The organism is Enterococcus montenegrensis, from assembly GCF_029983095.1.
Taxonomy (GTDB): Bacteria; Bacillota; Bacilli; order Lactobacillales; family Enterococcaceae; genus Enterococcus_C; species Enterococcus_C montenegrensis.
Genome location: NZ_CP120467.1, coordinates 655,792 through 675,193 on the forward strand (window position 1 = coordinate 655,792; position 19,402 = coordinate 675,193).

At 37.6% G+C, this 19,402-nt stretch carries 20 protein-coding genes and 1 other annotated feature; of the genes, 12 read left to right on the plus strand and 8 right to left on the minus strand.

The features are described 5' to 3' along the window. Nucleotides 1-11: 11 nt before the first annotated feature. A complete protein-coding gene (locus tag P3T75_RS03120; protein WP_282462189.1) occupies nucleotides 12-608 on the minus strand; it encodes a TetR/AcrR family transcriptional regulator in 597 nt (198 codons plus the stop codon). A gap of 182 nt (nucleotides 609-790) precedes the next feature. Here P3T75_RS03120 and P3T75_RS03125 point away from each other — a divergent pair, with 182 nt between their 5' ends. Then, complete coding sequence (locus tag P3T75_RS03125) at nucleotides 791-1,672, plus strand: ABC transporter ATP-binding protein (protein ID WP_282462190.1); 882 nt, start codon at nucleotides 791-793, stop codon at nucleotides 1,670-1,672. Between the two features lie 8 nt (nucleotides 1,673-1,680). Continuing rightward, complete coding sequence (locus tag P3T75_RS03130) at nucleotides 1,681-3,294, plus strand: ABC transporter permease (protein WP_282462557.1); 1,614 nt, start codon at nucleotides 1,681-1,683, stop codon at nucleotides 3,292-3,294. A gap of 73 nt (nucleotides 3,295-3,367) precedes the next feature. Here P3T75_RS03130 and sdaAA read toward each other — a convergent pair whose 3' ends face one another. Together sdaAA and sdaAB are read right to left on the minus strand one after the other, a co-directional pair. Beyond that, a complete protein-coding gene (sdaAA, locus tag P3T75_RS03135) occupies nucleotides 3,368-4,240 on the minus strand; it encodes an L-serine ammonia-lyase, iron-sulfur-dependent, subunit alpha (RefSeq protein ID WP_282462191.1) in 873 nt (290 codons plus the stop codon). 13 nt (nucleotides 4,241-4,253) lie between these two features. Beyond that, on the minus strand, nucleotides 4,254-4,919 hold the full coding sequence (gene sdaAB / locus P3T75_RS03140; protein WP_282462192.1) for an L-serine ammonia-lyase, iron-sulfur-dependent subunit beta: 666 nt from the start codon (nucleotides 4,917-4,919) through the stop codon (nucleotides 4,254-4,256). A 223-nt stretch (nucleotides 4,920-5,142) separates the two neighbouring features. Here sdaAB and P3T75_RS03145 point away from each other — a divergent pair, with 223 nt between their 5' ends. The 7 genes from P3T75_RS03145 (at nucleotide 5,143) to nagB (ending at nucleotide 10,013) form a co-directional block, all read left to right on the plus strand. Continuing rightward, nucleotides 5,143-5,871, plus strand: a complete 729-nt coding sequence (locus P3T75_RS03145) for a glucosamine-6-phosphate deaminase (RefSeq protein ID WP_230709386.1) — start codon at nucleotides 5,143-5,145, stop codon at nucleotides 5,869-5,871. Nucleotides 5,872-6,302: 431 nt separating this feature from the next. Next, the gene (gene rplK, locus P3T75_RS03150) at nucleotides 6,303-6,725 is read left to right on the plus strand and encodes a 50S ribosomal protein L11 (protein ID WP_173103535.1); all 423 of its coding nucleotides are present in this window, start codon (nucleotides 6,303-6,305) and stop codon (nucleotides 6,723-6,725) included. Between the two features lie 101 nt (nucleotides 6,726-6,826). Next, nucleotides 6,827-7,516 carry a 50S ribosomal protein L1 gene (rplA, locus tag P3T75_RS03155; RefSeq protein WP_206902441.1) on the plus strand — a complete coding sequence of 230 codons (690 nt, stop codon included), beginning with the start codon at nucleotides 6,827-6,829 and terminating at the stop codon, nucleotides 7,514-7,516. A 54-nt stretch (nucleotides 7,517-7,570) separates the two neighbouring features. Further along, nucleotides 7,571-7,702: a sequence feature (ribosomal protein L10 leader region), on the plus strand. Between the two features lie 36 nt (nucleotides 7,703-7,738). Beyond that, on the plus strand, nucleotides 7,739-8,242 hold the full coding sequence (rplJ, locus tag P3T75_RS03160; RefSeq protein ID WP_206902442.1) for a 50S ribosomal protein L10: 504 nt from the start codon (nucleotides 7,739-7,741) through the stop codon (nucleotides 8,240-8,242). Nucleotides 8,243-8,296: 54 nt separating this feature from the next. Continuing rightward, on the plus strand, nucleotides 8,297-8,665 hold the full coding sequence (gene rplL / locus P3T75_RS03165) for a 50S ribosomal protein L7/L12 (protein ID WP_206902443.1): 369 nt from the start codon (nucleotides 8,297-8,299) through the stop codon (nucleotides 8,663-8,665). Nucleotides 8,666-8,839: 174 nt separating this feature from the next. Continuing rightward, nucleotides 8,840-9,028, plus strand: a complete 189-nt coding sequence (locus tag P3T75_RS03170) for a CsbD family protein (RefSeq protein ID WP_071865579.1) — start codon at nucleotides 8,840-8,842, stop codon at nucleotides 9,026-9,028. A gap of 283 nt (nucleotides 9,029-9,311) precedes the next feature. Beyond that, a complete protein-coding gene (gene nagB, locus P3T75_RS03175) occupies nucleotides 9,312-10,013 on the plus strand; it encodes a glucosamine-6-phosphate deaminase (RefSeq protein ID WP_282462193.1) in 702 nt (233 codons plus the stop codon). 466 nt (nucleotides 10,014-10,479) lie between these two features. Here the strand turns inward: nagB and P3T75_RS03180 are convergent, their stop codons facing one another. From P3T75_RS03180 to nrdH, 4 genes are all read right to left on the minus strand, one after another. Beyond that, complete coding sequence (locus P3T75_RS03180) at nucleotides 10,480-11,283, minus strand: DUF92 domain-containing protein (RefSeq protein WP_282462194.1); 804 nt, start codon at nucleotides 11,281-11,283, stop codon at nucleotides 10,480-10,482. Between the two features lie 380 nt (nucleotides 11,284-11,663). Beyond that, nucleotides 11,664-12,626: a class 1b ribonucleoside-diphosphate reductase subunit beta gene (gene nrdF / locus P3T75_RS03185; RefSeq protein ID WP_282462558.1), complete on the minus strand. Its 963-nt coding sequence runs from the start codon at nucleotides 12,624-12,626 to the stop codon at nucleotides 11,664-11,666. Between the two features lie 93 nt (nucleotides 12,627-12,719). Next, nucleotides 12,720-14,882 carry a class 1b ribonucleoside-diphosphate reductase subunit alpha gene (nrdE, locus tag P3T75_RS03190; protein WP_282462195.1) on the minus strand — a complete coding sequence of 721 codons (2,163 nt, stop codon included), beginning with the start codon at nucleotides 14,880-14,882 and terminating at the stop codon, nucleotides 12,720-12,722. A gap of 188 nt (nucleotides 14,883-15,070) precedes the next feature. Further along, nucleotides 15,071-15,295: a glutaredoxin-like protein NrdH gene (gene nrdH, locus P3T75_RS03195; protein ID WP_206902451.1), complete on the minus strand. Its 225-nt coding sequence runs from the start codon at nucleotides 15,293-15,295 to the stop codon at nucleotides 15,071-15,073. 331 nt (nucleotides 15,296-15,626) lie between these two features. Here nrdH and P3T75_RS03200 point away from each other — a divergent pair, with 331 nt between their 5' ends. The 3 genes from P3T75_RS03200 to P3T75_RS03210 are packed head-to-tail and all read left to right on the plus strand — an operon-like array spanning nucleotide 15,627 to nucleotide 18,393. Further along, entirely contained in the window at nucleotides 15,627-16,097 is a 471-nt protein-coding gene (locus tag P3T75_RS03200; protein WP_206902452.1) for a FeoA family protein, read from the plus strand. 1 nt (nucleotide 16,098) lies between these two features. Then, nucleotides 16,099-18,258 carry a ferrous iron transport protein B gene (feoB, locus tag P3T75_RS03205; protein ID WP_206902453.1) on the plus strand — a complete coding sequence of 720 codons (2,160 nt, stop codon included), beginning with the start codon at nucleotides 16,099-16,101 and terminating at the stop codon, nucleotides 18,256-18,258. After that, nucleotides 18,259-18,393 (plus strand): FeoB-associated Cys-rich membrane protein, encoded by a 135-nt coding sequence (locus P3T75_RS03210; protein WP_206902454.1) that lies wholly within the window; start codon nucleotides 18,259-18,261, stop codon nucleotides 18,391-18,393. Between the two features lie 164 nt (nucleotides 18,394-18,557). Here the strand turns inward: P3T75_RS03210 and P3T75_RS03215 are convergent, their stop codons facing one another. Then, the gene (locus P3T75_RS03215) at nucleotides 18,558-18,983 is read right to left on the minus strand and encodes a GNAT family N-acetyltransferase (RefSeq protein WP_230709379.1); all 426 of its coding nucleotides are present in this window, start codon (nucleotides 18,981-18,983) and stop codon (nucleotides 18,558-18,560) included. Between the last annotated feature and the right edge of the window lie 419 nt (nucleotides 18,984-19,402).

Genomic DNA, 19,402 nt, shown 5'->3' on the forward strand with positions numbered 1-19,402 from the left:
GATTGGCTCGTTTATTTTTCTGGTGCTAAGCCTTTTAGTAAAACTTCGCTCCACTGTGCAATGTAAGGCAATGCACGAGTATAAATTGCTGGTTCGGCAATGCCTGCGATCATTGATTCAGTGTAAATAAAGAGAAATTCATCGGTATACTTCGGATCAATAAATCCTTCTTTTCGCCCTTGTTGAAATAAGGTGAGGAGTGTTTCATTGCTTTTTTTTGCATAGCCGTTCATGAATTCAGCTAATTCTTTATCTTCTGTTTGCGAATAATAAGCCATAAGATCAAGATAAAATTGTTGACTAACATGGTCTAAGCGGTTGATTTTTAGCTGTGTTAAGGCGGTAAAAGTATCTGGAAAAGATCTTTTTTCTTGCAAAGTTTTTTCTGCGTCATAAGCCATTTCGGCCATAAAGTTTTTAAACACCATTTTAATTAAATTATCCTTGGATTGAAAATATTTAAAAATCGTAGCTTTTGAAATATTGGTTGCAGCAGTTACTTTGTCAATGGTTAGAGCTTTGCTTCCTTCAGGTCCATTCATTATTTCCGCTGCTGCCTTTAAGATGGCGTGCTTTTTTTGGGCACTTCTTTTTTCAAAACCGTTCAATTTTGTGCCTCCTTTTTAATCCATTACTACTTATATTATAGTAAAATAATTTTAAACTGCAAATTAAAAATAAGTTCAAAAGTAGGTGGTTTTTGATTGACATTTTCAACTGAGATGCATAATATTGAACTCGTATTAAGTAAATAGTTCAAAAATATTTTTTGAAAAAGGGAGACTTAAAAATGACGCAGTTAATTGAAATCAATAACTTGCAAAAAAGTTTTGGGAAATTTCAAGCATTAAAAGATGTAAGTTTTGCGGTTGCTCCAGGAGAAGTAGTGGGATTCATTGGCCCCAATGGTGCTGGGAAATCGACAACGATTCGAACGATTTTGGGCATCTTAAAAAAAGATGCGGGCCATGTTCAAGTATTTGGCAAAGATGCTTGGCAAGATAGTATCGAAATTCATAAACGACTATCCTATGTTCCAGGGGATGTCGCCTTGTGGGGAAATTTAACTGGTGGGGAAATTATCGACTTATTTATGAAGTTACATGGAGGCGGTAATTTACAAAAACGAGATGAATTAATTCAAAAATTTGAATTAGATCCACGAAAGAAGGCCAAAAGCTATTCAAAAGGGAACAGGCAAAAAGTCGGGTTGATTGCTGCGTTGTCGGTTGATTCCGATCTTTATATTTTAGATGAACCAACATCTGGTTTAGACCCCCTAATGGAGGCTGTTTTCCAAGATGAGGTAGAAAAAATAAAGAATGCTGGTAAATCTATTTTATTATCTTCTCATATTTTAAGTGAAGTAGAGCGCTTAGCCGATAAAGTTGTTATTATTCGTGAAGGCAAAATAGTAGAAACCGGCACACTCCAAGAATTGCGACATTTGACGCGCTCTACGGTTTCACTCGTAGCAAAAGGCGATGTGGCAAGTTTAGCTGATGTTACTGGTGTTTACGATTTCAGTCAAAAAGGAACAGAAGTAAAATTTGCGATCGATAATAAAGCGTTAAATACTATTTTAGCCGCGGTAGCAAAATTTGAAGTTGAAAAATTTGAAGTTGTACCGCCGACACTGGAAGATTTGTTTATCAGACATTATGAAGGGTGATGGCAGCAATGGCAGAGAAATTTTCACAATGGAATTTATTATTTTTTCAATTTCTAAAACGCGATTGGAAGAAAATTGTTGTTTGGTTACTGGGTTTAGGGTTATTTAGCGGTGGCTTTGTCTCCGCCTTTGAGGAACTTTCAAAAGGACAAGGGTTAGTGGGAATGTATCACACGATGCAAAATCCAGCCATGATTGCGATGATTGGCACAACACCCGTCTCTGATGCAAAAGCATATACGATTGGTGCAATGTATGCCAATGAAATGCTGCTGTTTTGCGGTTTATTTGCTATGGTAGTGGCCGCTTTACATGTTATTAGTCATACTAGAAAAGAAGAAGAACAAGGTTTAACAGAATTAATTCGTTCATTTCGTGTCGGACGACAAGCCAATTTGCTAGCTGTTTTACTTGAAACTTTTCTAATTAATGTTGTCTTGGGATTATTTATCGGTATTTTAATGGCATCATTTCATGCTACAAGTATCGACCTAAAAGGAAGTTTATTGTTTGGGGCATCAGTAGCATTAGCCGGTATATTGGGTGCTGTAATTGGATTGTTATTCGCACAAATTATGCCTTCATCAGCAGGTGCAACAGGCGCCAGCCTCGGATTTATTGGTCTGTTGTACATGGTGCGGGCTGTAACGGATATCAGTAATGGTGATTTATCAAAATTAAATCCTCTTTCCTGGACGTATCTTACGTACCCATTTACGAAGAATAATTGGTCTTATCTGATAATTGGCTTGATTTTTAGTCTGATCATAATGTTATGTAGCTTCTATCTAGAAGGAAAACGAGATTATAATGCAGGCTTTTTACCAGAAAAAGAAGGGCGCAAAAATGCTAGCAGGGCACTTTTGTCTATACCAGGTTGGTATTGGCGTATTAATGCTGGCATGATCATCAGTTGGCTTGTTGGTTTTGCAGTGATGGGAGCAGCCTATGGTTCTGTTTATCAGGATATGCAAAGCTTCATGGAAGGTAATGAATTAATAAAACAAATGTTTGTGCATACGGGTGGAAGTTTAGCTGAATCCTTTACTGGCACGATCATGATGGTAATGGTAGCGTTAGTGGTGATTTTACCTGTTGCGATTTTAAACAAATTATTCACCGAAGAAAGCAGTGGGCGTATGAGTCAGTTGTTTTCGACTAAAGTTTCTCGTTTAAAACTTTATGGTAATAGTGTTTTATTAGCTATAATCAGTGGTGTGGCTGGCGTTTTCATTAGCTCAGCTTGTCTAGGAGCAACAGCCGTTAGCGTTATGAAAGAAAATGCAACAATGCCGATACAAGAATTTTTTGAAGCTGGTTTTAATTTATTACCAGTCGTCTTGTTCTTTGCTAGTTTAGCGGCATTATGTTTGGGCTTTGCACCAAAAATTAGCAAAGTTATTTACGCATATCTGGGTTATTCCTTTGCGCTAAGTTATTTTGGTGGTATTTTAGATTTACCAGGTTGGTTTAGTAATACTTCTGCTTTAAAATGGTTGCCACAGTTGCCTGTAGCAGATTTTGATTTTACCCGTTTTGTTGTGATTAGCTTAATTAGTTGTGGTTTATTTATAGTTGGATTTATTGGTTATAATCGTCGCGACTTACAAGAATCGGCTTAACAAAAAGCATTATGAAGGCGTCTGCTTTCATAATGCTTTTTTTAGTCTAACTATAAGGAGAACCGTTACTCATTTATTCTTGTTTCGCAAAAATTTCTTTTTGCAATCGTTGGGCCGTAGGGGTCATGGCTAAACCGCCTTCTGCTGTTTCTTTAAAGATAGAAGGCATTTTACGTCCGACTTGATACATTGCAACTACCACTTCATCTGGTGGGATGACACTTTCAATTCCGGCTAAGGCCATATCAGCGGAAATAAAAGCTTGAGAAGAACCTAATGCATTACGCTTCACACAAGGCACCTCGACTAAACCAGCAATTGGATCACAAATTAAACCCATCATATTTTTTAAAGTAATCGCCACTGCTTGGGCTGCTTGATGGGCACTGCCTCCGTTAGCACAAACTAAAGCCGCTGCGGCCATTGCACTAGCAGACCCGATTTCTGCCTGGCAACCACCTTCAGCTCCAGAAATCGAAGCGTTATTGGCAATCACTAAACCAAATGCGCCAGCAGTAAAAAGAAAGTCCACTTGTTCTTTGTGACTTAAATTTAAACGCTCACGTACCGCCAGTAAAACCCCAGCTACGACCCCAGCACTACCAGCAGTAGGGGTAGCGCAGATTAAGCCCATTTTGGCATTGACCTCGTTGACGGCGATGCCGTTTCTGACAGCCGTTAAAATTGTATCACCACTTAAAAAATTCCCACTGTTTAAGTAATCATCCATCTTTTTAGCATCACCGCCAGTTAAACCTGTAACAGAGGTAACTCCCGCAACACCTTCGGCAACGGAATTTTCCATAACGGTTAAGTTACGTTCCATTAATGCGATAATCTGTTCTTTTTTTCGTCCTGTGACAGCTATTTCAGTAGCAATCATTAAATCTGCAACAGAAGGATAATTTTTAGCTTGTTCTACTAAATCTGCAATTGTATAAAACATCAGATAATGCTCCTTAATCAAAATAATTAACAGTATACATGTGATCCAAAGCTTTTAACTGCTCACAAATACCTGGTTGCGGCTCATCAACTTCAATAATCATAATCGCTTTTTCACCTTTTGACTCCCGCGTGACAGTCATGGTACCGATATTTGCCCCACGTTTTGATAAGATATTGGTAACTTTAGCAATCATACCTGGCACATCTTGATGAACTGTAATAAAGGTTGGTGTTCCCATAGATAAAGAAATTTTAAAACCATTTAACTCGGAAATTTGAATATTGCCACCGCCAATTGATTTGCCGGTTACAGATAATGTTCGCTCACCTTTATGCAGGACCATTTTGACTGAGTTGGGATGTTCCGCCTTTTCACTTTTAGGAATGAAGTATACTTCCATACCATTTTCGTAAGCGATTTTTAAAGAGTCTGCCAAACGGGCATCATCTGGCTCCATCCCCAACAAACCACCAACTAATGCGATGTCTGTTCCGTGACCGCGATAAGTTTTGGCAAACGATTCATATAAATAAATATCAACACTATCAGGCTGCTCGCCAAAAATACTGCGAATAACTTTCCCAATTCGAGCCGCACCGGCAGTATGAGAACTGCTAGGGCCGACCATGACAGGTCCGATAATGTCGAAAACGCTGCGATATTTCAGCTGTTCCATTGAAGGCACCTCGTTTCGTTTTATGCACTTGTAGTCTAACACAAAAATAACAATTTTTAAGCTTGTTTTTCTTATAAAAAAGATAAGTTTTTTGAAATTTTAATTCAATTCAACTGCGCAATAATAGCAAAAAAATCAGATACCACAATATATTTACACGAAAGCATTCTTTTACGATATAATTATTTTATAAAACGTTTTCAAAAATGGAGGAGCGATATTAATGAAACTAATTATTGAAAAAGATTATGAAGCCATGAGCCAAGTAGCCGCCAATATTTTACTAGGTTTAATGAGTGAAAGTCGTCGTGTTAATTTGGCGATTACTGCGGGCAATACACCCAAACGACTATACGAGATCATGGTGCCTCAAGTAAAAGGGCGCCCTTATTTTGAAAATGTTCATTATTATAATTTTGACGAAATTCCAATTGTCGGTAGCCAAGGTTATGGCATTACCATGCGCAATTTAAATGACCTGTACTTTGGACCAGCTAATATAAAAAAAGAGCAGTTGCATCCATTAGATGAAACAAATTGGCAAACACAAGATGCGCGTCTAAAGGAAGCTGGTGGCTTGGATCTAATTTTAATGGGCATTGGTGCAGATGGCCATTTTTGTGGAAATATGCCTGGTTGGACAAAATTTGGCTCTGAGACATATGCTGTGGATATTTCTGATGCCGATGAAGCCAGAGAGTCATTGGCCGCAGAAGTTGATGGCAATTTAAGTAAAGTTCCCAATGAGTTTTACACGATGGGACCAAAAAGCGTAATGGCGGCAAAACACTTAGTCATGTTTGCCAACGGTAAGAAAAAAGCAGCAATCGTCAAAAAAGCATTTTTTGGTGAAGTAACAGAAGATATACCATCTTCAATTTTACAATTACACCCGAATTTAACGCTAATTTTAGATCAAGAAGCAGCCAGCGAATTAACTAATCAGAACTAGAGGACCTGCTAGATTCTCTAGTTTACCAACTCAACTTTCAAAGACAATAAGTCAAAAGCTCGCAAAATTAGAAGAGCAATTTATCAAGCTTCTGTCTTATTGCAAGAGAGTAAAGCGGGTCTGTTAAACTTTTCTTGTTGTCTAGTTTACCAACCCAACTTTCAAAGACAATAAGTCAAAAGCTCGCGAAATTAGAAGAGCAATTTATCAAGCTTCTGTCTTATTGCAAGAGAGTAAAGCAGGTTTGTTAAACTTTTCTTGTTGCAATTTTTGCGAATTTTGCTATAATATTTCAGTGTGCGTAAACTCACGCTTATTTTGAGGCACGCATTTTTAATTGTGTTTTTACTATTTAGTAGCAGCACAAGTACGTGGGAGGAGAAATATGCATCTCCAATTAACCACATCACGGACTCAAGGAGGTATGTCTCGTGGCAAAGAAAGTTGAAAAAATCGTTAAATTGCAAATTCCTGCAGGTAAAGCAACACCAGCTCCACCAGTAGGTCCTGCGCTAGGTCAAGCGGGTATCAACATCATGGGCTTCACAAAAGAATTTAACGCCCGTACTGCTGATCAAGCAGGTTTAATCATTCCAGTTGTGATCTCTGTATATGAAGACCGTTCATTTACATTCGTCACAAAAACACCACCAGCTGCAGTATTATTGAAAAAAGCTGCCGGTGTTGAAAAAGGTTCAGGCGAACCAAACAAAACTAAAGTTGCAAAAGTTACGCGTGATCAAGTTAAAGAAATCGCTGAAACTAAAATGGCTGACCTAAACGCTGCTGATGTAGAAGCTGCTATGCGCATGGTCGAAGGTACTGCACGAAGCATGGGGATCACTGTAGAATAATTCTACACCCTGAGGAAGTAGCTTCTCAGTTTACTCGCTATTGAAAAATACGAGACACGTGGGAGGTTCTACCGTTATAACCACATCAAGGAGGAAACAAAATGGCTAAAAAGAGCAAAAAAATGCAAGAAGCATTAAAAAAAGTTGACGCAACTAAAGCTTACTCTGTTGAAGAAGCTGTTGCTTTGGCAAAAGAAACAAATATCGCAAAATTCGACGCAACGGTTGAAGTTGCATACAAATTAAATGTTGACCCTAAAAAAGCGGATCAACAAATCCGTGGTGCTGTTGTATTACCAAACGGTACTGGTAAAACACAAACTGTTTTAGTTTTTGCTAAAGGCGAAAAAGCTAAAGAAGCAGAAGCAGCAGGCGCTGACTTTGTTGGCGACGACGACATGGTTCAAAAAATCCAAGGTGGATGGTTTGACTTTGACGTAGTTGTGGCAACACCAGATATGATGGCTACTGTCGGTAAATTAGGTCGTGTTTTAGGCCCTAAAGGTTTAATGCCTAACCCTAAAACTGGTACAGTTACAATGGACGTTACAAAAGCTGTTAACGAAGTAAAAGCTGGTAAAGTTACTTACCGTGTTGACAAAGCTGGTAACGTGCACGTGCCAATCGGTAAAGTTTCATTTGAAGATGACAAATTAGTTGAAAACTTCAAAACAATTAACGATGTGTTAGTGAAAGCTAAACCATCAGCTGCAAAAGGTCAATATATCAAAAACATTTCAGTGACTACAACATTTGGTCCTGGTGTTCACGTTGACCAAGCTTCATTTTAATTAAACGTAATTAAAACATTGACTTGACTACCTTATCTATGGTAAGGTAGTCAAGGTTAATAATTAACTGTACCGAAGACAGTAGGTGACGTATGTCTTAATTTCCTACCGAGGACGTTTATTGGAGAACATTCAATAGTCCCTCTATGTCTACGGTGACAAGGAGAGGCTTTTTTCTTTGCCTAAAATCCTTGTTCATCAAAATCAGGAGGTGAAATACAAGTGAGTGAAGCAGCAATCGCTAAAAAAGCGCAAATCGTTGACGAAGTTGCTGAAAAATTCAATGCAGCTGCATCTGTTGTAATCGCTGATTACCGTGGATTAACTGTTGAAGAAGTAACAACTTTACGTAAACAATTGCGTGAAGCAGGCGTTGAAATGAAAGTTATCAAAAACTCTATCCTTTCTCGCGCTGCAAAACAAGCCGGCTTAGAAGGTTTGGACGAAGTTTTCACAGGTCCTACTGCCGTTGCATTTAGTAACGACGACGTAGTTGCACCAGCGAAAATCATGGACGAATTTTCAAAAGACGCAAAAGCATTAGAATTAAAAGGCGGTATCATTGAAGGTAAAGTGGCTTCTTTAGAAGAAATCACAGCTTTGGCAAAATTACCAAACCGCGAAGGACTACTTTCTATGTTGCTATCTGTACTACAAGCGCCAGTCCGCAACGTGGCTTACGCTGTCAACGCAGTGGCAGAAAGCAAAGATGGAGATGCAGCCTAAGCGCCGCATAATCTAAATAAAAAAAACAAAACCTAAATTGGAGGAAAATCAATCATGGCATTGAATATCGAAAACATTGTCGAAGAGCTAAAAGGCGCGACAATCTTAGAATTAAACGACTTAGTTAAAGCTATCGAAGAAGAATTTGGCGTATCTGCAGCAGCTCCTGTAGCTGTAGCTGCAGCTGGTGCTGCTGGTGCAGCAGAAGAACAAACAGAATTTACTGTTGAATTAACTTCAGCTGGCGACCAAAAAGTTAAAGTTATCAAAGCAGTTCGTGAAGCAACTGGCTTAGGCTTGAAAGAAGCTAAAGCATTAGTTGATGGCGCTCCTGCACCAATCAAAGAAGCAGTTTCTAAAGAAGAAGCTGAAGAATTGAAAGGCAAACTTGAAGAAGTTGGCGCATCTGTAACAGTTAAATAATCACTGATTATTTCAAAAGTCGGGATCCTTTGGGGTCTCGGCTTTTTTTTTAATTGCTATTCAAAATGAATTAATAAGTTTATGTAATCTGACACATTTGAAGCTCTTTCATTGGGCAGTTGACCATATTTTTGCTACACTTGAAGAGTAGTAAAGAATAAGGAGGCTATATCAATGGATAAAGATCAAGTTAAAGGTAAAGTAAATGAAACAGCAGGTAAAGCAACAGGTGATGATTCAAAAGAATTAAAAGGTAAGCTACAACAAGAAGCTGGCAAAATCAAAGAAAAAGCTGAAGATTTAAAAGATGATGTAGCTGGTGAAATCAACAAATTATTTGATAAAAAAGATAAAGAAAAATAAATTTTTGACTTACAGGCTGCATGCAGTCTGTAAGTTTTTTTTTTACATTTTACCTCGGATTGTTAAGAAAAACTCTGCTACTTTTAAAATTTGTAAGCATAATTTTATAGCTAATACATGTTTTTGTACGCATACTCGCAATATTTAAGAGAAAATTTTATCTAGTCATACGTTTATGAATTTCTTAAAAAAGGTGGAATTTGGTCTAGACTTTTGTTGCCTACACAAAAAAATGGTGCTATAATTGGGCTATACCAAACAAGCGTAGAAAGAGGTTATCAAAATGGAAATTATCCGCGTAAAAGATGCCGCTGCTGGCGGAAAAAAAGCCTTTGAAATTATTCAACAAGCCATGAAAGATGGTATCCATACATTAGGTTTAGCAACTGGAAGTACACCGATTACTTTGTATCAAGAAATGATGGCAAGTGATTTAGATTTTTCAGAGATGACTTCTGTTAATTTAGATGAGTATGTCGGTTTAGGCGGAGAAGATAAACAAAGTTACCGCTACTTCATGAATGAAAATTTATTTAATCAAAAACCATTCAAAGAAACGTTTGTTCCAAATGGTAAAGCAGAAGACTTGGACGCTGAATGCAAACGTTATGATGACGTAATTGCAACGCATCCAATTGATATCCAAATTTTAGGTATTGGTCGCAACGGTCATATCGGTTTTAACGAACCAGGGACACCACTAGATAGTAAAACATCAGTGGTTGATTTAACGGAGTCAACAATTGAAGCGAATAAACGTTTCTTCGATAAAATTGAAGATGTACCAACAAAAGCTGTTTCAATGGGAATTGGTTCTATTTTACAAGGTAAAAAAATGGTCTTAATGGCCTATGGTGAAGACAAAGCAGATGCGATTGCCGGCATGGTAAATGGTCCGGTTACAACAGATCTTCCTGCTTCTGCGCTACAAAATCACGCAGATGTGGTCGTAATCGTCGATGATGCAGCTGCCAGCAAATTATAATAAAAGCTAATTAAATAAAAGCACTTCATTAACTGTAAGGTACGTCATTGTGACGAATGCTTACTTAATGAAGTGCTTTTTTGTTAAAAGAATTATAAATTTTATGACTTATAAATGTTCGAGATGGAGCTTTGTGCACCAGCTCTTTGCACACTAAGTCAAAATCTTGAGAAATTTGAAGGACAATTTATCAAGATTCCATCTTAGTGCTTGAGAGCTAAGACGGTGCTCGCAGCTTTTCTAGAGATGGAGCTTTGTGCACCAGCTCTTTGCGGCACTAAGTCAAAATCTTGAGAAATTTGAAGGACAATTTATCAAGATTCCATCTTAGTGCTTGAGAGCTAAGACGGTGCTCGCAGCTTTTCTAGTGATGGAGCTTTGTGCACCAGCTCTTTGCGACACTAAGTCAAAATCTTGAGAAATTTGAAGGGCAATTTAGCATAATTTCATTTTCCTGCTATTCTTATTAAATAAACATGGTTATAACTAAGACTGTAAAACCGGTAAGCAAATTAACAATATCGTTATCAATAAATTTTAGTCCATGGACAAGCTGGCCGGGTTTATTGTGATGATATTCCTGCTCAGTTATTTGATGGCAAACAACGCAGCGGTATTTACTTTGTAAAGCTGAACCCAAAAGACTATCGACAAACATTCCCAATACACCAAGTAAAAATGGCTGCCAAAAAGTAGCAGGCTGGTAGCTGATTGGGGTAAATAGAAAAATGCCGCCAGCGTAAGTTGCCGCAATTAAAAAGCTGCCACCAATTGCCGCAAAAGTTCCCAGCAAACTCACACCCCCTGATAAACCAGTCGCAACTTTTTTTAACGTTAGAATATTGTAAGGATCCCCTTTAGCTAACATGCCAATTTCAGAAGCCCAAGTGTCTGCAGAACTGACTGCGATCAGAGCTGTCATAATTTCTGACCAGTTAAAAGTCGCGGGAAAAAATTGTGCTAATAAGCCAGCAACAAGAACGGGCAGGCTATTAGCCAAAAGCTGTTCAGCATCTCGCTGGGCTCCTTTTTTGCCAATTGTATCGAATTGGTTACTAGCAACTTTTTTAATCGCATGGATGAAAATCGCACTGCCAAAGAATAGCCCTAATAAAAGCCAAACAAATGGAGGCGTTAGCGCAGCTAAAAAAGTACCTAAAAAAATAAAAGCAAGATAACCTGAGAAAGTTAGATAATGGGCGATAAAAAGTACAAAACCAAGGAGCGCTGTGAAAATTAAGCCACCACAGGCTAAATACACTGTAATCATTTGACACCTCTTTTGTTAACGGAATTTACACCCTTTTAGTGTAACATAAGAGAAGTTAAAGGAATGATTCACTCCAGAGATAGAAGACCAAAATCCTGATACATAGCGGTTCCATTTTTTCAAATTTTGGCTTATTGTCGCAACGAGTTAGTTCAAAAAGCTAGACAGGGCTAAAGCCGTTAGATCAATCTTTTTCTGGTGGACAACTTATACTTCCTATAATAGACGAAAAAGCACCGCCAAATTATTTTCATTACATAATTGCCGTGAAATTCTGGCAATTGTAATAATCATAATTGTAGCGGTGCTTTTTTGAACTAATTTGTTATGACACTAGTAGTAGTCAAAAGAAAATGGAATTTGCGAAGTCTTTTTTTTACTTAAAGACCAAAGTTATAGTCGTCATCTTCCATTGCTTCAACTTGACCTAATAAATAACCATTGCCGACTTGGGAGAAGAAGTCGTGATTGCTTGTCCCAGTTGAAATTCCGTTCATAACAATCGGGTTAACATCATCGGCAGTATCTGGGAAAAGCGGATCTTGTCCTAAGTTCATCAATGCTTTATTGGCGTTGTAACGTAAGAAGGTTTTTACTTCTTCAGTCCAGCCGATTTCATCATATAATTCTTCGGTATAACGTTCTTCATTTTCATACAATTCATATAATAAATCATACATCCAATTTTTTAAGTCTTCTTGTTTGGTTTCATCCAGTTCGTTAAAACCCAATTGAAATTTATAGCCAATATACGTTCCGTGAACAGATTCATCGCGGATAATCAATTTAATAATTTCAGCGACATTGGCCAATTTATTATTACCTAGATAATACAAAGGTGTATAAAAACCAGAGTAAAACAAGAATGTCTCCAAAAAGACACTGGCGATTTTCTTTTCCAAAGGTGTGCCGTTTTTATAAATTTCATTGATTCGTTCGGCCTTTTTTTGTAAATATGGATTCGTGTTGGTCCATTCAAAGATTTCGTCAATTTCTGATTTTGTATTTAAGGTTGAAAAAATCGATGAGTAACTTTTGGCATGGACAGATTCCATAAATTGAATATTATTCAATACCGCTTCTTCATGGGGGGTACGGACATCTTTTCGTAATTGATCCATTCCGCTTTCAGATTGGACGGTATCTAATAAGGTCAGCCCGCCAAAAACGTGGCCTACTGTTTGTTTTTCAAGTTCTGATAAAGTCCGCCAGTCATCCAAGTCGTTTGATAGCGGAATTCTGGTATCTAACCAAAATTGTTCGGTTAGTTTTTCCCAAGTGGATTTATCGATAATATCTTCAATTTCGTTCCAGTTAATGGCTTCATAATAAGTTGCCATGATCTGCCTCCTAATCGTAATTGTTTTAACAGCTTGCTCGCAAAAAATGCAAGCTGTTAAAACAAGCCCTTTATTTTTTTCACTTTTAATTAAGGGTTAAATGACACAACTTTCACATTGGTTGCTGCCGATTTCTTCTGCATCGTCGGTAAAGGTACGGACGTAATAAATCGATTTAATGCCTTTATGAAAAGCGTAGTGACGCAAAATATTCAAGTCACGGGTCGTTTGTTTGGTGGTTGCCGTTTTCCATTCATAAAGGCCCTTGGGAATGTCAGAACGCATAAACAGCGTTAAGCTCATACCTTGATCAATGTGTTGTTGGGCTGCGGCATAAACGTCGATAACTTTGCGCATATCCATATCATAAGCTGATGTGTAATAAGGTAGTGTCTCATTTGAGAGATAAGGCGCTGGATAGTAAATTTTACCAATTTTCTTTTCTTGACGTTCTTCAATCATCCGAGTAATAGGATGTAAGCTGGCACTTGTGTCATTAATATAGGAAATAGAACCATTTGGCGCCACTGCTAAGCGGTTTTGATGATACAAGCCATCTTTTTGAATGGCTGCTTTTAATTTGGCCCAATCTTCACCTGTCGGAATGAAAATGCCGTCAAATAATTCTTTCACCTTAGCAGATTGGGGCATATGATTTTCAGCAATATATTTATCAAAATAGCTGCCATCAGCATAGGCTGATTTTTCAAAGTTGTAAAAAGATTGCTGGCGTTCTTTAGCAATTTTATTACTTTCGACTAAGGTCCAGTAATTTAACAACATAAAATAGATATCAGTAAATTCAACGGATTCTTTTGAACCGTAAACCAATTGATTTTTAGCAAAGAAAGTGTGCAAGCCCATGCCGCCTAGTCCGATTGTATGAGCTTGGTCATTTCCGTGGGCAATGGAAGGGACTACATCGATATGAGAATTATCGGTTACAAAGGTTAGTGCGCGTGTCATAGCTCGGACCGATTTACCAAAATCAGGGCTAGCCATTAAGTTAACAATATTGGTTGAACCTAAATTACAAGAGATGTCCGTACCTAAGATTTCATATTCTTGACGTCCATTTAAAACAGATGGAGTTTGGACTTGCAGTACTTCTGAACACAAATTGCTCATGATAATTTTGCCATCAATCGGATTTTCACGATTAGCTGTATCGATATTGATAATATAAGGATAGCCGGATTCTTGTTGTAATTTAGCAATTTCATTTTCCAATTCCCGTGCTTTGATTTTTTGCTTACGGATATTCGGATTTTTAACTAAGTTGTCGTATTCTGCAGTGATATCGATATAAGAGAAGGGAACGCCGTATTCTTTTTCGACACTGTAAGGGCTAAATAAATACATATCTTCGTTGTTACGGGTTAACTCGTAAAATTTATCGGGAACTAATACACCTAGGGATAAAGTTTTCACACGGATTTTTTCATCGGCGTTTTCTTTTTTTGCCGATAAGAAAGCCATAATATCCGGATGGAAGACATTTAAGTAAACTACCCCTGCACCTTGTCGTTGCCCCAATTGATTCGAGTAGCTAAAGGAATCTTCAAATAATTTCATAACCGGCATTACACCACTTGCAGCACCCTCATAGCCTTTAATTGGCGCTCCGGCTTCCCGCAAGTTGGATAATGTAATCCCGACTCCTCCGCCAATTCGAGAAAGTTGCAATGCAGAATTTAAGCCGCGGCCGATTGAATTCATATCATCGGTAATTTGAATTAGAAAACAAGACACTAATTCTCCTCGGCGTTTGCGTCCTGCGTTCAAAAAAGAAGGCGTTGCGGGTTGATAACGTTGATGAATCATTTCATCGGCTAAAGTTAACGCCAACTCTTCATCGCCTGCAGCAAAATACAAGGCGTTAATTGCGACACGATCTTCGTAATTTTCTAAATAAAAAGCACCATCATTGGTTTTTAAGGCATATTGCGAATAAAATTTATAGGCTGCCATAAACGATTTGAAGGTGAAGTTTTGGGCTAATAAAAAGTCGTATAATTTTGTAATAAATGCAGCAGAATAATGTGTTAGAAACTCTGCTTCCAAATAATCTTGCGCTACAAGATATTCCAGTTTTTCATTAAATGTAGCGAATTGCTTGGTATTTGGTAACACATTTTCCTTGAAAAAAGCTTGCAGAGCTTCTTGATCTTTGTTTAATGGAATTTGACCATTAACAGGGCGATTGATTTCGTTATTTAGTTTGTAGTAACTAACATCTTTTAACTCTTTTAAACTCATGGAAGGACCAACTTTCTTTTTTTTTAGGCTCTAAAAAATAAAAAAATGCGAAAAAAAGGAGGTGTCCCCGTAAATTGCAAAATACGCTTGTATAACTGGTAAAAATAATTTTCCACTATTTTGTAAAATAAAATCTGCCAGTTAGACTGCTGCTATTTTGTCTAGGATACAACCTCGGTTAAATGCGTTTAAGAAGCAAGACTACGTAATTGGTCCGGTCTAAAACCGATGATTGTTGTTTCACCAGCAGTTGTTACCGGCACACTTTTGAAACCTTGTTCTTTTAGAAAGTTCAATGCGTTTGGCTCTTCATCTATGTTAACTTCTTTAAAACTGACATGATTCTCAGTTAAAAAGCGTTTTGTCATTTTACATTGCATGCAGTTGTTTTTTGAAAATAATGTAATCGTCATGATAATGCCCCCTTAATTCTTTATATTCTCAGTATAGAGAAGTAAAACTAAAAGTCAAACGAAAAACACTAGATATTGTGTTTTGTAATAATAAACACACTATACATTGTGGTTTTGGGGTAGACAAGTTGAAAAGATAGCAGAAGGACAAGTTTTCTTTTCTATTTTCATGATGAGAATAGAAAATGGTCTAGTTCTAAATTAGAATAATTATTAATATGTGAAAAATATTACAATATTTTAAATTTGATTGACTTTGCTAGCGGTAGACCTTATTCTAAATGAGAATAATTATCAGTCGCAATTGATTCCTGTCAGTAAAGGAGTATTCATGAAAAAATTAGCAGAAGTTGCACCCAATCAAACCTTTGTTGTGAAAGAAGTAACAGCGCAAGCAGAAGTTCAAAAGCATTTACAAAACTTAGGATTGTTGCCCGGCAGTCATGTTGTGTTGTTAAAAAGTAAAGGTCAAGACGGAATTGTCCTAGTTCAAAATGCGCGCCTAGCTTTAGACCAGAGTTTATTAGAAGCAATTATCGTCGAGCCAGCTGCAAAAAAAGAAGAAGTCTTATCTTTAGATCAATTAGCAGTAGGAGATAAAGGCAAAGTTATTAAAATATTTGGCGAAGGTGCGGTCAAACGCCGCTTAATGGATATGGGCTTGACTAAAAATGTTGTGATAACGGTCCGTAAATTAGCACCATTAGGCGATCCCATTGAAATTAATTTGCGTGGCTATGAATTATCTTTAAGAAAAAGTGAAGCAGAGTATATTTTAGTGGAGTTAAAAAAGGAGGGATAGTATGGAAAACTTGCAATTTGCTTTAGCGGGGAATCCCAACAGTGGGAAAACAAGTACATTTAACCAATTAACAGGTTCCATGCAATCCGTGGGAAATTGGCCGGGGGTTACTGTTGAGCGTAAATCCGGTACATTAAAGAAACAAAAAAATATTACCATTCAAGATTTGCCTGGGATTTATTCTTTATCTCCTTATACTCCAGAAGAAATTGTTGCCAGAGATTATTTATTAACAGGTTCACCTAATACGATCATCAATATTGTCGATGCGACTAATTTGGAACGTAATTTATATCTAACGACGCAGCTTATGGAAACAGGTATTCCTGTTGTTTTGGGATTGAATATGATGGATCTCATCAGAAAAAGCGGCAAAACCATTAACTTGGACAAATTAGCTTATGGCTTAGGTATTCCGGTAGTGAGCATGAGTGCCTTGAAAAAACAAGGTTTACAGGAATTGATTCATAAAAGTACGCAAGCAGCGGAAAAATTTCCTCCTGAAACGACATATCCAACTTATGATGAGCGTTTAGAAGCAGCCTTAACTGAAATTATTGACGTCTTAGGCAATACTGTTGCGCAAAAACAAGCACGTTTTTATGCTGCAAAATTATTTGAAAAAGATGAATTGGCAACAGAAAATTTAGATTTAAGTAAAATTCAGCGTAAAGAAATTAACGAAATTATTGCCATTACAGAAAAAATCTTTGATGATACGAGTGATGCCATTTTGGTAAATGAGCGTTATGAATTTATCGCGCGCCTAATGGCATTATGTACCGTTAATGAAAATGAATTACGCTTAACTATCAGCGATAAAATCGATCAAATCGTGACCAATCGTTTCTTGGCACTTCCAATTTTTGCCTTTGTTATGTGGGGGATTTATTATCTGTCTATCCAAACAATTGGAGTCATGGGAACAGATTGGGTCAACGATGTCTTGTTTGGAACAGTCGTACCGGATTTTGTTACGAAAAATCTCGCAGCATGGCACGTTGCCGCTTGGATGCAAGATCTAATTTTAAATGGCATTATTGCCGGTGTCGGAGCTGTCTTAGGTTTTGTCCCACAATTATTAGTGCTCTTTTTCTGCTTGTCACTATTAGAAGATTGTGGTTATATGGCACGGATTGCTTTTGTAATGGATCGCCTATTCCGTAAGTTTGGTTTATCTGGTAAATCCTTTATCCCCATGTTGATTGCAACCGGTTGTGGTGTGCCGGGGGTTATGGCGAGTCGCACAATTGAAAATGAGAAAGATCGTCGTATGACGGTTATGGTAACGACCTTTATGCCTTGTTCTGCGAAATTACCAATCATTGCCTTAGTTGCCGGTGCCTTTTTCCCACAAGCAAGTTGGGTTGCACCGTCTGCCTATTTCATTGGCGTATCCGCAATTGTTTTGTCAGGCATTGCCTTGAAAAAAACGCACTTATTTGCCGGTGATCCCGCACCATTTATTATGGAATTACCCGCTTATCATTTGCCACAAGTCAAAAATGTTTTCCGCCAAACTTTTGATCGGGGATTTTCCTTCATTAAAAAAGCAGGGACGATTATTTTTGTCTCCAGTATCGTTTTGTGGTTTATGTCCAATTACAGCTTTACCTTAAAAGCAGTTGATGGCAATCAAAGTATTTTAGCGAATTTAGGTCGTGTGATTGCGCCATTGTTTGCACCATTAGGTTGGGGAAATTGGCAAGGTGCAGTTGCAACAATTACTGGACTGATCGCCAAGGAAAATGTGATCAACACATTTGGCATTTTGTTTAGTCATTTAGATGAAGTTTCTGAAAATGGTGTAGAAATTTGGGGACCATTACAAGCAGCCTTTACACCAGTAGCGGCTTACTCATTTTTAGTGTTCAATTTGCTATGTGCACCGTGTTTTGCAGCAATTGGCGCGATTCATCGGGAAATGGGCAATGCGAAATGGACTTGGATCGCAGTGGGCTACCAATGTGGTTTAGCTTATGCGGTAAGCTTTGTCGTCTATCAATTTGGCCGGGTTATCTTTGAAGGAGGCCCAATGAACGCGGCTACTATTTTAGCAGCAGCGGTCTTAGCCTACGGTCTGTTCTTACTAATTCGTAAAACACCCGCACCTAAAAATGATGTCATTTCAATGCATCAATTAAAAGAGGAAGTGAAATAAATGGTAGCAACGATAATTTTAAGTCTCTTAATTTTTGGCGCAGCAGCCTTTGTTGTTTACCGTCAAGTAAAAAAAGGCAGCAGTTGTGAAGATTGTAAAACAAGTTGTCCTGTGAAAAAACCGGAACAGTTTTAGTAATTGTAAAAGTAAAATAAGGGGCTATGACAAAATCCTTGTCATAGCCCCTTATTGCGCTATTTAAAAATAGGAAGAAAAGTTGAGAAAAAACCGCCTCTTGTTTTTGAGCGTGAAGAAAAATTGGTAAAGCCCTTCTTTTTATGAAGCGTAAAAAGGCAACGCTATTTTGTGACACGTTTATATAAGTAGTATTTGGTGACGCCCCGCATTGGTGTATCCGGTAGGCTGCCAAAGATGGTAAAACCATTTTTTTGATAAAATTCAACGGCTTGATAACTTTTGGTTGTTAAGGTTAAGTTAATCACACCTTCTTCTTGTGCCCAATCACCTAAGGCTTGTAAAAGTCGGGAGCCGATTTTTTGGTTTTGAAATTCTGGTTTGACAGCTAACAGACTGACGTGAAGATTTTCAAAATCTTGCTTGGCGATTAATCCGCCGACTAATTCATCTGCTAAGGTTGCGGCAATGGCAAGTCTTTCGTGTTTTTTGGGCAATTCATCGTGAAATTGTGCCTGATATTGCGCTGTGAAAACTTCTCTTAATAAAGGTTCAATAGTTTCTGTCTGACTGGTTTCAATTCGAATCATGCAAATTCCTCCTGTCTATACCTATTTAGTATAGCAGTTTCTTTTAACTAATTGGAAATCTAAATAGATTTTTATAAAAGTAAGTAAAAATTTTAGTAAAATGACAAAAAAAGTTAAAATGCAAACGTTTTTTTGTGTGGGTTTGCTGTGTTATTCAATTCGCAAATTTTCTAATAGTATTTTATTTAAATTGTTGATTTAGCAAGGAATATTTTGAGTGAGAAAAGCAAAAACATTTGTTTTATGTTTGATTATGTTTGGTATAAGTGTTTTTTTGAAAAAAATACAGTGGAAATATGTTAGAAAGGGTTTACAAGTGTTTATTTACATGTTACGATACTTGTGAAGTTAATACGTAGTGGATTGTTACTATTCGATTAGGCAAAAACCGCGAATGCTAGGTGAGTACCAGTATCTTT

Coding starts and splice junctions, on each gene's coding strand:
- P3T75_RS03125 (WP_282462190.1), top strand. CDS start 791: ATGACGCAGTTAATTGAAATCAATAACTTGCAAAAAAGTTTTGGGAAA.
- P3T75_RS03130 (WP_282462557.1), top strand. CDS start 1,681: ATGGCAGAGAAATTTTCACAATGGAATTTATTATTTTTTCAATTTCTA.
- sdaAA (WP_282462191.1), bottom strand. CDS start 4,240: ATGTTTTATACAATTGCAGATTTAGTAGAACAAGCTAAAAATTATCCT.
- sdaAB (WP_282462192.1), bottom strand. CDS start 4,919: ATGGAACAGCTGAAATATCGCAGCGTTTTCGACATTATCGGACCTGTC.
- P3T75_RS03145 (WP_230709386.1), top strand. CDS start 5,143: ATGAAACTAATTATTGAAAAAGATTATGAAGCCATGAGCCAAGTAGCC.
- rplA (WP_206902441.1), top strand. CDS start 6,827: ATGGCTAAAAAGAGCAAAAAAATGCAAGAAGCATTAAAAAAAGTTGAC.
- rplL (WP_206902443.1), top strand. CDS start 8,297: ATGGCATTGAATATCGAAAACATTGTCGAAGAGCTAAAAGGCGCGACA.
- P3T75_RS03170 (WP_071865579.1), top strand. CDS start 8,840: ATGGATAAAGATCAAGTTAAAGGTAAAGTAAATGAAACAGCAGGTAAA.
- nagB (WP_282462193.1), top strand. CDS start 9,312: ATGGAAATTATCCGCGTAAAAGATGCCGCTGCTGGCGGAAAAAAAGCC.
- P3T75_RS03180 (WP_282462194.1), bottom strand. CDS start 11,283: ATGATTACAGTGTATTTAGCCTGTGGTGGCTTAATTTTCACAGCGCTC.
- nrdE (WP_282462195.1), bottom strand. CDS start 14,882: ATGAGTTTAAAAGAGTTAAAAGATGTTAGTTACTACAAACTAAATAAC.
- nrdH (WP_206902451.1), bottom strand. CDS start 15,295: ATGACGATTACATTATTTTCAAAAAACAACTGCATGCAATGTAAAATG.
- P3T75_RS03200 (WP_206902452.1), top strand. CDS start 15,627: ATGAAAAAATTAGCAGAAGTTGCACCCAATCAAACCTTTGTTGTGAAA.
- feoB (WP_206902453.1), top strand. CDS start 16,099: ATGGAAAACTTGCAATTTGCTTTAGCGGGGAATCCCAACAGTGGGAAA.
- P3T75_RS03210 (WP_206902454.1), top strand. CDS start 18,259: ATGGTAGCAACGATAATTTTAAGTCTCTTAATTTTTGGCGCAGCAGCC.
- P3T75_RS03215 (WP_230709379.1), bottom strand. CDS start 18,983: ATGATTCGAATTGAAACCAGTCAGACAGAAACTATTGAACCTTTATTA.